The organism is Rubripirellula tenax, assembly GCF_007860125.1.
Taxonomy (GTDB): domain Bacteria; phylum Planctomycetota; class Planctomycetia; order Pirellulales; family Pirellulaceae; genus Rubripirellula; species Rubripirellula tenax.
This window is the reverse complement of sequence record NZ_SJPW01000007.1, coordinates 271,726-286,964: the sequence shown is the minus strand read 5'-3', so window position 1 is coordinate 286,964 and position 15,239 is coordinate 271,726. Positions and strand designations below refer to the sequence as shown.

Here is a 15,239-nt window from a genome sequence, read left to right as displayed (position 1 = left end):
CGCGGAAATCGGCCAAAATACGAGTTTTTACGTCCGCTGTTTCACGAATGTTTTTTCGCACGATGTGTGCTAGAGTGGAGGCGACGGGCAGATTTCGCAGCGGTTGCGGTGCCCGAACCCGCAAAATCATGGATTTCGCGTTTTGGCCACTCGCGCATCGAAGACCACGTCCGCCGGTCGTTCCTCCCAGGCGGCGGAACCCAAGAGCTCGAGATCCGACGCACCGAAGCCCAAAGAGGCCTCGCATCGTTGGACGTTTCTGACCAATCACGCTCACGTTTTGGTCGTTTTACACGCCGATCCAGAAATGGTTCTCAGAGAGGTTGCGGCGCGTGTTCGTATTACCGAACGAGCGGTTCAGCGGATCGTGCAGGATTTAGAAGAAGAAGGTTTCATCCGACGCGAAAAGGTGGGTCGACAAAATCGCTATGAAGTTCTTGTCGATAAATCGTTACGCCACCCAATCGAATCACATCGCCAGATCGGCGAACTGCTGGACCTGATCGGAAAAAACCATGCGGACGAAAATCGCAAATCAGACGTTTGATTCGTCACGCGAGTCTTCGACAACATCCGATTCTTGGAATCGCTCAAGCAACCGATAGAGTTTGCGACGATGGATTCCCAGTCTCCGTGCGGCTCGCGCCTTGTTGCCATTTTCTGACGCAAGAACATCGAGCACGTGTGCCTTGGCGATGTCATCCAGCGTGGCCGCTCCGCCATCAGGACTCGCCGTCGAAGCGGTGGTACGAGTCGACGTTGTATTCGCAGGTAACGGGTTCGCCTGGAACGTGTTTGTGCCCAGCCCCTTCAACTCGCCCGGTTGATCGACGACGGTTCGGGTTGATCGTAGGGTCAAGTCGTTTCTCACGGAATTCACAATTTCCGGTGGAAGATCGTTGATCGTGATTCGAGTGCCCTCGGCCAGGATCGTGGCCCTCTGGATCACGTTGATCAATTGGCGAATGTTCCCAGGCCAGGGATATTGATTCAATACCGCACGGACGTCGGGTTCAACGATCCATGGCTTTGGCAGGTAGTGTTCGATCAAGCGGTCGATGTCTCCTTCACGCTCGCTAAGCAACGGAAGCTGAAGCGGCAGCACATTGATGCGATAGAAGAGGTCTTCGCGAAAGTTACCCTTTTCGACTTCCGCGGCAAGGTCGCGATTGGTCGCTGCGATGATCCGGACGTGCACCATTCGCTCTTTGGCCGAACCGATCCGCCGCATCGATCCATCCTCCAACACGCGCAGCAATTTCGGCTGAAGCGTGAGCGGCAATTCGCCGATCTCGTCAATGAACAACGTGCCCCCGTCAGCGATTTCAAACAACCCAGGCTTCTCTGCCGTGGCTCCGGTGAAGGAACCTTTTTGGTGGCCGAACAGTTCACTTTCGACCAACTGTTCCGGAAGCGCCGCGCAGTTGATCGTCACAAAGGGCTTGTCGCGAAGCGGACTACGCTGCTGGATCTCGCGAGCCACCACTTCCTTCCCGGTACCGCTGGCGCCTTGAACCAGTACAGGTCGGTCCGTCGGCGCGACCTTTTCGATCATTCTCGCGACCGCTCGCATCGATCCGCTTTCGCCAACCAAGGGCAGTTTGGGCCGACTGCGAGAAATGACCGCTTTGAGTTGCACGTTCTCGCGACGCAATTCACCGCGCGTCCGCGCCAGCATGCAGTGATGTTCAAGATCGCCGAGTGAACAGGGTTTCGTCAAATAGTCACACGCACCCATCTTCATCGCTGACACGGCCGACTCGATCGTTCCCTGTCCCGTCAAGATGATGACCTCCATATCGAAACCCGCTTGTTGGACACGTTGCAGCAGTTCGATGCCCGACATACCCGGCATGTTCATATCGAAAACGGCAACTTGAAAACTGCGACTCTCGCAAAGTCCAAGTGCTTCGGCACCGTTGGATACTGCCGTGACGCGGTGCCCTTTTCGCTCCATCCAACGGGCACAGGTCTCTCGGAAATCGTCTTCATCTTCGACGAGCAAGAGTTCGATCGAGGTGTCGTTCATTTCAAAAATACTTTTTGTTCGTCGAGTCGTCACGTTCAAGAATAGCTCAGATCCGCGAAAGCGCGCTAATGTGCACACCTACGGTCTTCAGACGCTCACATGGCCAAGGGTTGCTTGGATTCCGAAACGCCCCGGCGAAAAGGGGAGTCGATTACGCAAAGCAACGTGTTTTCGAGGCCAGGCGGTCGATCCGATCCGGCGGATCGGTGTGACGTTTCCCAGTGAAACGGTTCCGAATGGATAAAACGCAAGTTGCATTCCATCAATGGGAATCTTCCACGCGTGCCGCTAGAAACCGGCCGCGTCCGACGGCGTCGCCCGCGGCAACACGACCACAAATTCGGCTCCGTCGTGATCGCCGGTGCCCGTCGAGAGCGTTCCGCCGTGGGATTCGACCACGCGTTGGGCAATCGCCATCCCAAGCCCGGTGCCTTTGGTCTTGGTGGTGAAGAAGGCCTCGAAGACTCGCCGTTTTTGTTCGTCGGTCAATCCAGGCCCGTTGTCGCGAAACGTGATTGCTATGGCAGATTCGCCCGCCAGACTTGTAGGTTCGCAAAGCACATCCAGTCGCACCGGATCGCTACATGCCGCCAAACTGTTCTCGATCAGATTTCGGAAAACCTGGCCGATACGAAACACATCGACACGGCATGTCCAATCGCAATCTTTGTTTTCGACATTCCATTGCACTTCACGACCGCCGACGGTCGCTTCCAAATGGCTCCAGGCTTGTTGCAGCACTGCCGATACATCCGCGATGGATGTTTCTAAGTGGATGGGCGCGGCGAAGCTTCGCAATTCTTCAAACAATCGTTGCAGGTCATCGCGGGCTCGGGCGATCTTCGCTACGTCGCCAGCCGCTTCGGAGTCTTCCGCGATTTCGATGTTGAGCATGTCCACACTGGCCTGGATCCGCTGCAACGCGTTTCGACTCTCGTGCGCGATCCCCGACAACATTTGACCCATCGCCGCCAAACGCTCGGACTGCATCAGTTTCTCGCGAGCCTTCTGCAACTCGGTCGTATCAGAGATGAACCCTTCGATCGCCAACAAGGTTCCGTCATCCGAAAAAATTCCGACTCCCTGTTCTAAGACAACTCGGATCTCGCCAAGGCGATGGCGAATACGGTAGACCGCTTGGAAAGGTAAGCTTCGTTGCAGTCGATCTCGAACCTGTTCGCGAAGTTCGTCGCAATCGCCAGAATCGATCAAATCGCACCAAGTCGGATCGCCTGCGACCAATTCGTCTGGCGTATAGCCACAAATGTCTTGGCAACCATCGCTGATGAATTGGAACGACCAATTTTCATCGTTCCAACGTCGGTAGGCTGCGCCGGGTAAGTTGCCCAAGAGAGTCGACAGCCGCCGTTCGCTCTCGACGATCGCAGCCTCAGCCGCTTTTCGATCGGTGATGTCGCGGATGATTCCGGTGAACAATTTTCGATCGGGAAGAAAGACTTCGCTGACAGCCAAGTCCATCGGAAAGATCTTTCCGTCTTTACGGCGGCCTTCGACTTCACGGCCGATACCGATGATTTTTTTTTCGCCGGTACGACGAAAGTGACGCAGATAGTCGTCATGTTTCGTGCGATAGGGATCGGGCATAAGGATCTTGACGTTCTCGCCGATGACTTCCTCGGCTCGATACCCAAAGATTCGTTCAGCCGCCGGGTTGAACGACTCGATCAACCCGTTCTCACCCATCGTGATGATCGCGTCGACGACTGCCTCTAGGACTGACCGCAAGCGGCGCTCGCTTTCGAGCAGCTTTTCGTCGGTACTCAAGGCTGTTGTTTCGTCGAAGGAGAATCAGTGTCGATGTCTTCATCAAGCTGACGATCGTCGATCAACATCCGCATCGAAGGCGTATCCATGTCGTCGTACTGTCCGCTTCGAATGCAAATGACACAAGCAATCATGCCTGCCGCGCCGAGGGCCAATGCGATCGGAAGGGCAATGTAGATGACGCTCATGAATTTGTTCTTTCTTTGGCCGCACGAAAGGTCGGCCATAGCAACGTCAATGTTAATACCGAAACCGAACTGATGGGCATCAAAATGGCGGCCAACAACGGGTTGATGATACCGCACATCGCCAACCCAACCGCCACGATATTGTAAGCCAGAGAAACCGTGAATGCGACAACGATCAACCATGACGTGCGACGCGCACCGCCGATCAGCGAGATCACACTCGTCAACTCACCTGATGCAATGAAAACGGGCGCCGCCTGCAAACTGACTTCCGCACCCCCACGGACCGCGATCCCCACGTCGGCGGCAGCCAGAGCAGCAGCGTCATTGGCACCGTCGCCCACCATCACAACGTTGCCATCGCTTCGCTGCTGAACGATAGAGAGTTTATCTTCCGGTGAAAGGCCTCCGTGGGCCAATTCGGAATCGACGCCAAGTTGAACCGCGACCCGGTCGACAATGTCCCTGTGATCACCCGACAAAATTCCGACGCGAAAGCCGAGCCTTTGCAATTCCTGGATCGTTTCGGCCGCGTGTGGTTTCAACGGGTCCGCGACTCCGACCACGGCCACGGCTTCCCCATTGACCCCGATCACCACGGGACTGGCATGGCGACCGACGGCCGTGCAAATTGCGTCGAAGATCGGATCGCCGACGAGGACACTTTGCTGTTCCATGAAGTCGACATTGCCGACCGCGACGGTCAAGCCGTCGACAACTCCGATCACTCCGTTTCGGAAAAACTCCGATTTCGCATCGGGCCAAGTATCGACGCCCTGACCGACGAATCGCACGATCGCTTCGGCGGTCGGGTGACAACAGCCTCGTTCGATCTGGGCGGCCAAACGGACAGCTTCGTCGGAACCGAAGATCAATTCCACCGTCGGGCGACCTTGGGTCAACGTCCCCGTCTTGTCGAACCAAAGCGTGCCTGGCTTTGCAAGTTGTTGAAGCGAAGAACCATCACGTATAAGTATCTTCTGTTTCGCGGCGCGACCCAACGAGACGGCAATCGCAAGCGGTGTTGCCAAGGCAAGCGCACAGGGACACGCGACGATCAGCAACGACGTCGCGTGCGCCGCCGCTAATTCCCACCCCGACGACCACCACACCACCATCACCAGCAACGCCAAAAAAGTGACGACCACCACGAACACTCCACCGATTCGGTCGGCCAACTGGACGATCGGAGTTCGCGTCGATGCCGCCAATTCGACCGACTGCATGACTTTGCCAATGCGGCTATCACGGCCGGTTGCCGCAACGCGCACGTCAACACTGCGAACAAGGTTGATCGTTCCCGCCGAGACTTCGTCACCCTGGTTAGCCCCGACCGGTTGACTCTCGCCGGTGAGCAGCGAACGATCCAGCATCGTTTCGCCAGCGACGATGTATCCGTCGGCGGCGATACTTTCCCCAGCTGCAACTCGGATGACGTCGTCGATGGCAAGGACGTCGACAAGCACCCATTCGGTAGCCCCGTCGGTGGTCACACGCTGGGCGTGCATCGGTGTCACTCGCAGCAATAAATCGACCGCCTTGGCGGCGCGGTGTTGTTGACGAAATTGAATCCATCGACCGATCAGCAGCAGGAACACCAGAACGGCAAGTGAATCAAAATAAACGTCGCCCCGACCGGAAACGGCACTGGCCAGCCCCGCAATCGTGCCGACGGAAAGCCCCAATGCGACCGGCAAATCCATGTGCGGCGTCCTTGTCCGCAACGACGCCAGGGCTCCGCGAAAGAACGTGCGTCCGGGAATCAAGACAGCGACGACGCCCAATCCCGTACCGATCACGCGAAGGAAAAACCGATGGTTCGCTTCCACGCCCGATGCATCGCCCGCGTACAGGGCGATCGCAATCCACATCGCATTCATGGCGCAGAAACCCGCCACCGCGATTTGCATCAACAGCCGACGATTCTCGATTCGAAAATGGTCATGCCTTTTGCCCGCCAAGGGGGCCAACTCATAACCGAGTCGATCCATCAACCTTGCGATCTGGCTGAGTACGATCCGGCTGGGATCGAACATCACTCTTAGCGTGTGATCGCTCATTTGCACACGGGCGGATTGCCAGCCCGATGTACGGGCTGCTGCGTTCTCAATCAACCAAGCGCACGCGGCACAGTGCAGTCCGTGAACGGCAAACTCGGCGGTCGCCATTCCATCACTTTGCAATCTTGGCGCCGAATCACCTAAAAAGGCGTCGCTGTCGAACGCATCGTAGCGAGACTTCTCGCCGCCCGCCGGACCGGCCGGTGACCCCGACACTTGGTCGCGAAGCGCGTAGTAGTCCTGCAGGCCCCAGCCGTGGATCAGGTCATACGCACCACGGCAACCGTTGCAGCAAAACACGGTCGACGGATCCGTATCAAAAGCGCACGGCGTCGGAAGTCCGCAATGGATGCAATCCAATTCGACACGTCCGGACGACGTCGAACCGTTGACGTCACGTGTTGATTGTCCTGGCATGGCTCTAGCTGGCATGGCTCTAGGGACCGGCCAGAATTGCTTCGTGATCCACGTCAAGTTCTTCGGAAACTTCGCCGTCGCAAACCTTCTCGCCCACACAGCAGCAAGGCAACGGCTTTGAAGCCGAATCTTGAACTTCCGAAACCAATTCGGCGGGATCAACGCCGTCCAGCCCCACATCGACCGACGACTGCAAGCGGGCAATTGCATCCAGGTTTGCGAAACCGCGTCCCGATGCCGTAAAGCAACCCGTCAAAATCAGCATTGCGGCGGCGATCGCGGGAACTGCCATCGTGAACCTGCGAGACAGCATCTGCGACCCGGCGACGAGCGCAGTCAACGCAGGAACGGTGCCCACCCAGAACGCCGCCATCACCACGCCGCCCTTGATCGGATCCGCGGTTCCGGCCGAGAACAACGCAAACAAGTAAAGCCACCCACAGGGCAGCAGCGTCGTAAGAAGTCCCGTCGCAAAGGCACGCGTCACGATCGGCAAGCGAAACAGACGTGGCCGCAACTTCACCAGCACGCCGCTGACGCGCGACAGCTTCAACGGTTTGGCACCTGCCGATGAACCACCAACGATCGACCACAGTTTCCACGCGCCGATCAGTACCATGATTGCACCGACCACTCGCGCCGCAGCCACTTGAACGCCGATCCAGTTTCCGCCGACGTCCAGCGCACTGCCGATCCATCCGGCGATCAAGCCAGCGATCACGTACGTTGTCAATCGTCCGATGTGATACATCGACGTCGCCACCACGACCGTACTTCGTGACGCACGATCACCGATCCCGCTGGCCCACATGGCCAACGGGCCACACATGCCTACGCAGTGCATGCTGCCAAGCAGGCTGGCGGTGACGACGGCAGTGATCAAAATCAACATGCTTGATTCGACGAAAGTGAAAGATTTACGTTTGGGCCGCGCAGTCGGTAACCCACTACAAGACGGTGATCTCGCTGGACTTCTTGATCAACTGTTCTGCGCCCTCGATCATCAATTCCATTTGCCAAAGCCCCGGTCGTTGCATCGGAGCGAGCGTCAGGTAACGACCTTGACCGATGGATTCGATCGCAAAGGTTTGAACGTTCGCAGCCCGCGCGTGGTGGTAAATACTGGCCATGATACGCAGATCATCGACAGGCTGGTCTTGATCATCCAAGATCGAAATTTCTGTTGCCCGCATACCCCGTGCGTCGGCAACATCCGACGTCGCGATCGATACGGTCCACCCCATTCGGTCCGCCGCGGTGATCGCACGTTGCGACACGTCCCAGTTCAGCGCCGCATTGTGATAGTCGGGAACAATCGCCGCGGATGGATCGCCCGTCGCAAGCCGGATGGCGACAAATCCGATCAGCAATTGGATGCCTAGAAGCGTCACGACCAACGAGACCCAAAACCGTTTCGCTCGGCGTTCGTTCTTTGATGCATCGGATTGCCCAAGACTTGACGTTGACATATCGGCCATGTTGTTTGGATTCGTATTCATATTCTTGGTCCGAGGATTCGGAAATCGACGACTCGCTCGTTTTCGCTCTCGTCCGCGATCTCTAACTTTGCTTCCTCGTTCCCGTCGCCAAAGGTCGTGCGAGTCGGAAATCGAAGACTAAAAGGTACAAGTCTCGAGTCGCCAGGTTGCAGTGTCAGTTTATCCACGTCGATGACCTCAAGCTTCGCGCCATCCGGGGAAATAACCGTCAACTGATAGTTTTGTTGAACATCGGTCCGATTCACAATCCGCAAGTGAAACGAATTGGAAACCATTCCGCCTTTTTCGACCGTAAACGGGTTGCCCTTGCCACGAATGACCCGTGCGTCGAAGCCTGATTTCACACCGATCGCATATGCGAATCCGCCTAGCACGATCGACAGGATCAGCGGATAGATGATTGTTCTTGCGCGAACCAGCTTCTTCGGTTTTCGGGCGATCGCGTCTTGCGAGCTGTAGCGGATCAAGCCGCGAGGTCGGTCGACCTTGTCCATGACCGAATCGCACGCGTCGATGCATTGAGTGCAATTGATGCACTCCATTTGCAAGCCGTTTCGAATGTCAATTCCCGTGGGACAAACAACCACGCACTGGTTGCAATCGACACAATCACCCGCGGTCGCGCCCGTCGTTTCGTCGACGACACGCTTTCCCTTTTTCCGCGGTTCACCGCGGACGGGGTCATAGGCAACGATCAACGACTGCTCGTCCAGCATGACGGATTGAAAACGTCCGTACGGACAGGCGATCAAGCACATCTGTTCGCGGAAGAACAGAAAGTCGAACAGCATCAGTCCCGTCGTGCCGGCCATGACCAAAAATGCGGCCGGATGCTGGATTGGTGAACTGCGAACCCATTGGGCCAGTTTTTCGGTGCCGACAAAGTACGCCAAAAACGTATGCGCCAAGAACATGCAAAGGACCAAGTAAACCGCGATCCTTGCCACATGCCAAAACGCATTCCGGCCTGACTTCGGTTTTCCGCCTTTGCCCGTTGTTCCTTCAAAGAACCGATCGATCGGACGAAACAGAAACTCCATGTACACCGTTTGCGGACACGCCCAGCCACACCAGGCGCGGCCGGTGATCGCCGTCAGCAAGACGATCGAAACAAATACCGAAAGCATCAACAACGCTAACAACATCGTGTCGGTCGGATAGAACGTTCGGCCCAAAACCGTGAATTGGCGAGCGACGATGTCAAGCAGGATCAGCGGCTTACCCCCGATACGCAAGTGAGGGATCGCGACAAACACAACCATCAACAGGTAGGCGACCACACGTCGTTTCTTCCACCAATTGCCGGGCGCCAATTTGGGCCGCAACCATCGCCGGCTGCCGTCTGCCTCTAAGGTGCTCAGCACGTGCTCGGGCGAATCCAAGAGCGGCGATGTTGATCCACCGGAATCCGTCGCAAAGGCATGCACCGCAGAAACGTTTCCACACCGCTGGGACGGACATGCCGAGCAAGGGGATAGCGCAGACGATATCGGCAACGCGAAACTCATTTTCCTTGATCTGCCTCGGCTTTGGCTTCGACGTCGGCTTCTGGTTTGGGTTCGGGCCAGGGAGGAATGGCTTTCCCTTCGGGGATGCGTCCTTCCAGTTCTTTGCCGCGCAGGCTTGCCACGTAAGCCGAAACCAAGACGACTTCATTGGGATGCAATCGGTTGGACCATTTTGGCATCGCGCCGCCGCCCGCACCTTCATTGATGATGCGAGCGATGTCTTCGATTTTCACAACGTTCTTGAACATTTGATCGGTCAGGTTCGGACCGACTTTGCCTTCGCCCTCGCGCCCGTGACACGAAATGCAGTTCGCTTTGAAAACCGATTCACCAACCTTCACCCAACTTGCTTTGTGCAGATAGGTGACGATGGTATCCGCATCGGGCGACAAATCGCCGATTTCGGCGAATTGAAGCCGCGTGTTCGCAGCCAGGGCAATCCCGTATTGGTCTTCCACGCTGCGGCCGGCCGCACCACCGTGATAAAACATCCAGTAAAAGGGACTGAACACGATTGATCCGATGAACAACCACTTCCACCAACCCGGCAGCGGATTGTCGTATTCTTCGATCCCATCGTAGGAGTGGTCCATTTTTGGAACGTCGTCGCTTGCCATTTCGTCGGCGGGGCGTTGGTGACTACTCATCGCGAGGGTCCTCTACATCGTCGGAAAGCGGGATCGATGCGAAACGGGCCGATGCATTGCTGCTGAGTTTCATCGCGCCGTAAAAGATGACGGCAAAGGCGGCCACAAACAGCCCCAGCGCCACTTCGGCATAGGCCGAAAAGTCCAAGGCGCACACTAGGTCTTTGATCATGAAATGGTTCGTTGTGAGTTTGAAAAAATGAATATGGTGATGAACCGCGTTCGCTATTCGGCGGCAACCTGAGCTTCCTCTTCGGCCGCACCCGATTCGTCGACGGTTGCTGATTCGTCGCCCGTTTGCAATTCATCCGCAGGTGCCCCATCGTCCGCCGGTTTTGCGTCGGCGGGCGGTGGATCGGTACGGAACAAGTCGGTGCCGATGCGTTGCAGGTATGCGATCAGCGCCGTCGCTTGCTTTTCGTGCATCGCCGCCGGACCGCCTTGTCCAACGATTTCCGCCGCGACAAATTCGGCTTGCCGCCGCGAAATGGATTCACAGTTTTCAACGTCGTCGTCCGTGTACGGCGCACCGAGATAACGGGCGGCAACGACATGCGGTTTGATGGCGTCAAACTTCAAGTCTTGGGTCAACAAGTGCTCGTAACTGGGCATGACCGATCCGGGCGACACAAGTTCTGGATTCTCGAAGTGAGTCCAATGCCAAAAACTGCTTTGCTTGCCGCCTTCACGCGCCAAGTCCGGTCCGATTCGACGGCTTCCCCATTGGAACGGGCGATCGTAAATGAACTCGCCCGGTTTGCTGTACTCGCCATACCGCTTGGTTTCCGAAACGATCGGCCGAATCATTTGCGAGTGGCAGTTGTAACAGCCCTCAGAAACGAAAATGTGTCGGCCGGCGAGTTCCAGCGGAGTGTACGGCTTTACCGTTGCGATCGTTGGAACGTTCGAACGAATCAGGAACGTCGGTACCAATTCGAACAACGTCGCCACCAGAACCGCGATCGTCACCAAGACCGTGAACTTGACCGGCAATCGTTCCCAGCGGCGGTGCCAGCCCATTCGACCCAGGGCGTCCACTTTCTTGCCGAGTTCCAACATCGGCACGTCCTTGAGCGGATCGGTTTTGCTGACTTCGTCTTCGTACGCTTTCGTCAAGCGGGGCGCCGAGTAAACGGGCACTTCGTACGTGGCCGGTCGGTTGCTCCACGTCATGATCGTGTTGATGCATAGCATCACCACGCCGCTGACGTACAACAATCCGCCGCCGATACGAAGCCACCAGAGTGGTACAACCGATTGGATCGTTTCGATGAAATCTGGATAGGCTAAGTGACCGGTATCGTCCATGGCTCGCCACATCAAACCTTGCATCAGGCCCGCGGCATAGATCGGAATGATGTAAAGAAGAATCCCCAGCGTGCCCGTCCAAAAGTGCAAGCTGATCAGCTTCTGGCTCCACATTTTGGTTTGGTAGAGTCGCGGCATCAGCCAATACAGCATGCCGAAAATCATGAACCCGTTCCAACCCAACGCACCCGAGTGAACATGGGCGATGGTCCAGTCGGTGTAGTGGCTGAGCGCGTTGATCGCCTTGATCGACAGCATCGGACCTTCGAAGGTGCTCATGCCGTAGAATGTGATGCCGACGACAAAGAACTTCAGCACCGGATCAACGGCGACTTTGTGCCAGGCGCCGCGAAGCGTCAGCAGGCCGTTGATCATCCCACCCCACGATGGCATCCAAAGCATCAAGCTGAACAACATGCCCAGCGTGCTGGCCCATTCGGGAAGCGCGGTGTAGTGCAGGTGGTGAGGACCGGCCCAGATATAGATGAATACGAGTGACCAGAAGTGAATGATGCTCAGCCGGTAGCTGAATACCGGACGTTCGGCAGCTTTGGGCAGGAAATAATACATCAATCCCAAGAACGGCGTCGTCAAAAAGAAGGCCACCGCATTGTGCCCGTACCACCACTGCATGAATGCGTCTTGGACACCGGCGTAGACGCTATAGCCTTTGAACCATCCGGCCGGCACGACCAAGTTATTGAATACATGAAGCAGCGCGACCGTCACGATCGTCGCGATGTAAAACCAAATCGCGACATACATGTGGCGTTCGCGACGGTGGATCAACGTCATCAAGAAATTGCCGCCGAACACGAACAACCAGATCACGGCGATGGCCAAATCGATTGGCCACTCCAATTCGGCGTACTCACGGCTCTGGGTGATCCCCAGCGGCAACGTGATGGCGGCCGAAACGATGATGGCTTGCCAGCCCCAGAAATGGATGCGGCTAAGTGCGTCGCTCCACATTCGCGCCTTGCACAATCGCTGGGTGCTGTAATAGATCGCCGCGAAGATACCGTTGCCCGCAAATGCGAAGATGGCCGCATTGGTGTGAAGCGGTCGCAGTCGTCCGAACGAAAACCAGGGCAACCCGCCGGTCAACCATGGCAACACCAAAATGATTGCGACAATCAATCCCGCTAAGGTTGCAACCAAACCCCAGAGGATCGTGGCAGTGACGAACATGCGGACGATGCTGTCGTCGTAGCTAAAGTGTTCGAGTTGGGCATCGCTGGTGGAACGTGAAGGCGATTCGTGTGAATCAGAATCGGTAACAGTGGCCATGGAGAGCGTTTGTTTGCGTCGGCGGATTTCCGTGCCGTCTCAACCGACTGAGATGGCTTCATATGCATTTGATAACAAGTGCGGTGCCATTGGAGCCCCAATTCGGCAACGCTAGTGTGAATGCGTCGGAACGCCACACTTTCGAGCTGGTTTTACTTGGTTTTGAGCCCGAGTCGCGATAAACCCGAAAATCGAGCGCGCTCGAATCGCACGCTTTAGACTGCCGAGTGTGCGTTCATGCGCGCCCGGTGTTGTGCGGACATCGATTCAGCACACATTGAAGTGAGCGTGAATACTTGCCAAGCGTCGCCGTCGATCCACCGCCAATGGCTTGAACTTCCTTCACGGTGTTCGTCGGCGCACCGATCAGTGGCCAGCCTGTTCTGCCGATCTTCGGTCCAGGTGCCCGTATCGGTCACCATGAAAATTCGAGTTGCTGTCGGCGGGTGGATCGATTCGCGATGACAGCGCTTTCGCATAGGCATTTCGCTGGGCACCTTGGTCGAATTCGAGCGGCCGCTGCTCTTGCAGTTCTACAATGGACGTCAGCTGGTGCTGATTCATGTACTCCATCAGGCCATCGTTCATCGTGCGAATCACATCGGGTCCGTGCCGATAGATCGCGGACGTCACCATCGCGACGTCGGCGCCCGCCAAAAGGGACCGGATCACGTCCTCGCTGCTGCTGATTCCGCCGCACGCGGCCAGCGACATCGTTGGGCAAGACGAATGAACTCGCATGATCTCCCCGAGCGATTGATTGATGCTGCCCGGTTCGGTCAGACCCCAATGCGTCCGCACCGACAGCGAGTCCAGGCAGATTTCGACGTTTGGTTTTCGACCGTACATCACCAAACCCTGACAGCCGGAACTCAATTGTCGCGACAGATGGCCCAAGCTGGTGTAGTCTCGTTCCAGTTTCAAGTACAAAGGAATCGAGATCGCTTGATTGATGTTGGTCACCAACCGTACCAACGACTCTTCGATCTGGCGCGGCCCTGATTGATGCAGGGCATCGGAATGGTGGACCGCCAACTCGATTGCCGCCGCACCGGCCTCTTCGACTTCGCCGGCAAAATCGAGCCAGTTTCCCTCGCTCTCGCCGTTCAAGCTGGCAATGACGGGAATGTGCATCTGCTCGCTGGCGCGGTTGACAATCGACAGGTACGTCTCGGCATTTCCACAGTACGTCGCTTCGGCTAATGCATTGCACTGCGTGACCCGTTGCTGCTCTTGATCGGAAAGCGACTTGCCTCGCGATTGATTCCAAAGGCTGATTTGTTCCTCAAACAGCGATGGCAAAACGATCGCGCCCGCTCCTGAAGATTCGATCGCAATACGAGTTTGTTCGTCGACACTCATCGGACAGGCACCAACAACAATCGGCGACCTGAGCGTCAGGCTCCCGTACCGGGTGGTCAAATCAATGCTCACAGCAATCTCCCTCGAGAAAAGATGGTAACAGCGACTTAATTCAGCCGCTTAGAAAAGATTTCACATTCGGGGCACTCTCAAGGTGTGATGCTACTTATTTTTCGCGACGATGATGTCGCGAGATCCAAACGCTGCAGGGCGCGTGACGCAGCACGTATTTCGACGTGCTGCCCAGCAGCAGGTCGCCGATCAGCGTGTGACCGGAATCACCGATCACGATCAAGTCGTTCACGTTTGCTTCGGCTGCCGAAACGATGGCGTCACCGATGTGGTTTGCACGCGGGACTTCGACTGTCGTTGAGGGGAACTTTGCTGCGATTTCACCGCTGATGTGTTCCGCTTCTAGCCGAGTTTGTTCAGCTTGTTCGGCTTCGAATTGCGCGGCCATGGCTGCGAACGTGTCGTCAAAAAACGCATAGGCCGCGGTTGCCACACTGATCACGTTAACTTGGGTCGCAGGGCTCCAATTCAACGATAACTGCTCGTCGATGGCCTCTCGAGACCCCTTGGATCCGTCGTATGCAAAAAGAATCTTGGGTGGATTGCCGATCACCGAAAAGGGCTTGCCTTCGGAATCGACTCGGCCGCGAACGACCAGCACGGAACACTCGGCATGGGTGGCGATGCTGTCCGACGTGCTTCCTAGCAGAAGTCGATGCAGCGTCGTATGCCCTTTCGCCCCGACCACAACAAGGTCCGCTTGCGTGCGTTTGGCTTCATCAAGAAGCTCGGGGATCGGCGCACCGAATCCATGACCGACCGAAATGCTCCGGCACGAGTCACCCAGGATCGTCTTGATTCGGTTTTGAAAAATGGTCACACGATCGCGTTCCTGTTCCAGCCACTGCGGGTACCAAGGCTCGAAGGCGCTGTTGTGCGGATGCTGTGGCACAAACGAGACCGTGTAAACACAAACGTCGAATGTTTCTTTCCTTGCGAGATGCTTCAAGAACATCGCCGCTTCAATCGCGTTCTCGGAGCCATCGGTGGCTAACAAAACTTTCATGGGTTGTCCTTCGATCAAAGTGTGCGTTGATAGCACGACAAAATCGTTGCACTTGTTATACCAAGCTC

At 56.4% G+C, this 15,239-nt stretch carries 13 protein-coding genes; 1 reads left to right on the top strand and 12 read right to left on the bottom strand.

The features are described from left to right. Positions 1-103: 103 nt before the first annotated feature. Positions 104-547, top strand: a complete 444-nt coding sequence (locus Poly51_RS31705; protein ID WP_315853685.1) for a helix-turn-helix transcriptional regulator — start codon at positions 104-106, stop codon at positions 545-547. On the opposite strand, the gene Poly51_RS24610 is transcribed toward Poly51_RS31705, so the two are convergent. The 12 genes from Poly51_RS24610 to Poly51_RS24555 form a co-directional block, all read right to left on the bottom strand. Beyond that, positions 536-2,029 carry a sigma-54-dependent transcriptional regulator gene (locus tag Poly51_RS24610; protein ID WP_146461081.1) on the bottom strand — a complete coding sequence of 498 codons (1,494 nt, stop codon included), beginning with the start codon at positions 2,027-2,029 and terminating at the stop codon, positions 536-538. The two genes, Poly51_RS31705 and Poly51_RS24610, sit on opposite strands and share 12 nt — an antisense overlap. Before the next feature lie 288 nt (positions 2,030-2,317). After that, positions 2,318-3,814 carry a PAS domain S-box protein gene (locus Poly51_RS24605; protein WP_146461079.1) on the bottom strand — a complete coding sequence of 499 codons (1,497 nt, stop codon included), beginning with the start codon at positions 3,812-3,814 and terminating at the stop codon, positions 2,318-2,320. Next, entirely contained in the window at positions 3,811-4,002 is a 192-nt protein-coding gene (gene ccoS, locus Poly51_RS24600) for a cbb3-type cytochrome oxidase assembly protein CcoS (protein ID WP_146461077.1), read from the bottom strand. Before ccoS ends, Poly51_RS24605 begins: the two co-directional genes overlap by 4 nt. Next, positions 3,999-6,479, bottom strand: coding sequence for a heavy metal translocating P-type ATPase (locus tag Poly51_RS24595; protein ID WP_146461075.1), 2,481 nt, complete (start codon positions 6,477-6,479; stop codon positions 3,999-4,001). Before Poly51_RS24595 ends, ccoS begins: the two co-directional genes overlap by 4 nt. Positions 6,480-6,498: 19 nt before the next feature. Beyond that, complete coding sequence (locus tag Poly51_RS24590; protein ID WP_146461074.1) at positions 6,499-7,371, bottom strand: sulfite exporter TauE/SafE family protein; 873 nt, start codon at positions 7,369-7,371, stop codon at positions 6,499-6,501. Positions 7,372-7,426: 55 nt separating this feature from the next. Continuing rightward, a complete protein-coding gene (locus tag Poly51_RS24585; protein WP_246114743.1) occupies positions 7,427-7,978 on the bottom strand; it encodes a FixH family protein in 552 nt (183 codons plus the stop codon). Continuing rightward, positions 7,975-9,405 (bottom strand): cytochrome c oxidase accessory protein CcoG, encoded by a 1,431-nt coding sequence (gene ccoG, locus Poly51_RS24580; protein ID WP_246114742.1) that lies wholly within the window; start codon positions 9,403-9,405, stop codon positions 7,975-7,977. Before ccoG ends, Poly51_RS24585 begins: the two co-directional genes overlap by 4 nt. Before the next feature lie 77 nt (positions 9,406-9,482). Next, positions 9,483-10,133, bottom strand: coding sequence for a cbb3-type cytochrome c oxidase N-terminal domain-containing protein (locus Poly51_RS24575; RefSeq protein WP_246114741.1), 651 nt, complete (start codon positions 10,131-10,133; stop codon positions 9,483-9,485). Beyond that, positions 10,126-10,305 (bottom strand): hypothetical protein, encoded by a 180-nt coding sequence (locus Poly51_RS24570; protein ID WP_146461071.1) that lies wholly within the window; start codon positions 10,303-10,305, stop codon positions 10,126-10,128. The genes Poly51_RS24575 and Poly51_RS24570 overlap by 8 nt, the downstream gene beginning before the upstream one ends. A gap of 53 nt (positions 10,306-10,358) precedes the next feature. Beyond that, positions 10,359-12,731: a cytochrome-c oxidase, cbb3-type subunit I gene (gene ccoN, locus Poly51_RS24565; RefSeq protein ID WP_146461069.1), complete on the bottom strand. Its 2,373-nt coding sequence runs from the start codon at positions 12,729-12,731 to the stop codon at positions 10,359-10,361. Positions 12,732-13,097: 366 nt separating this feature from the next. Further along, on the bottom strand, positions 13,098-14,165 hold the full coding sequence (locus Poly51_RS24560) for a dihydroorotate dehydrogenase (RefSeq protein WP_146461067.1): 1,068 nt from the start codon (positions 14,163-14,165) through the stop codon (positions 13,098-13,100). A 94-nt stretch (positions 14,166-14,259) separates the two neighbouring features. Then, positions 14,260-15,171 (bottom strand): universal stress protein, encoded by a 912-nt coding sequence (locus Poly51_RS24555; RefSeq protein ID WP_186775783.1) that lies wholly within the window; start codon positions 15,169-15,171, stop codon positions 14,260-14,262. Between the last annotated feature and the right edge of the window lie 68 nt (positions 15,172-15,239).

Bases quoted from the DNA above. Each gene is read 5' to 3' on its own strand.
- Poly51_RS24610 (WP_146461081.1), bottom strand. From the start codon at position 2,029: ATGAACGACACCTCGATCGAACTCTTGCTCGTCGAAGATGAAGACGAT.
- ccoS (WP_146461077.1), bottom strand. From the start codon at position 4,002: ATGAGCGTCATCTACATTGCCCTTCCGATCGCATTGGCCCTCGGCGCG.
- Poly51_RS24595 (WP_146461075.1), bottom strand. From the start codon at position 6,479: ATGCCAGGACAATCAACACGTGACGTCAACGGTTCGACGTCGTCCGGA.
- Poly51_RS24590 (WP_146461074.1), bottom strand. From the start codon at position 7,371: ATGTTGATTTTGATCACTGCCGTCGTCACCGCCAGCCTGCTTGGCAGC.
- Poly51_RS24585 (WP_246114743.1), bottom strand. From the start codon at position 7,978: ATGAATACGAATCCAAACAACATGGCCGATATGTCAACGTCAAGTCTT.
- Poly51_RS24575 (WP_246114741.1), bottom strand. From the start codon at position 10,133: ATGAGTAGTCACCAACGCCCCGCCGACGAAATGGCAAGCGACGACGTT.
- Poly51_RS24570 (WP_146461071.1), bottom strand. From the start codon at position 10,305: ATGATCAAAGACCTAGTGTGCGCCTTGGACTTTTCGGCCTATGCCGAA.
- ccoN (WP_146461069.1), bottom strand. From the start codon at position 12,731: ATGGCCACTGTTACCGATTCTGATTCACACGAATCGCCTTCACGTTCC.
- Poly51_RS24555 (WP_186775783.1), bottom strand. From the start codon at position 15,171: ATGAAAGTTTTGTTAGCCACCGATGGCTCCGAGAACGCGATTGAAGCG.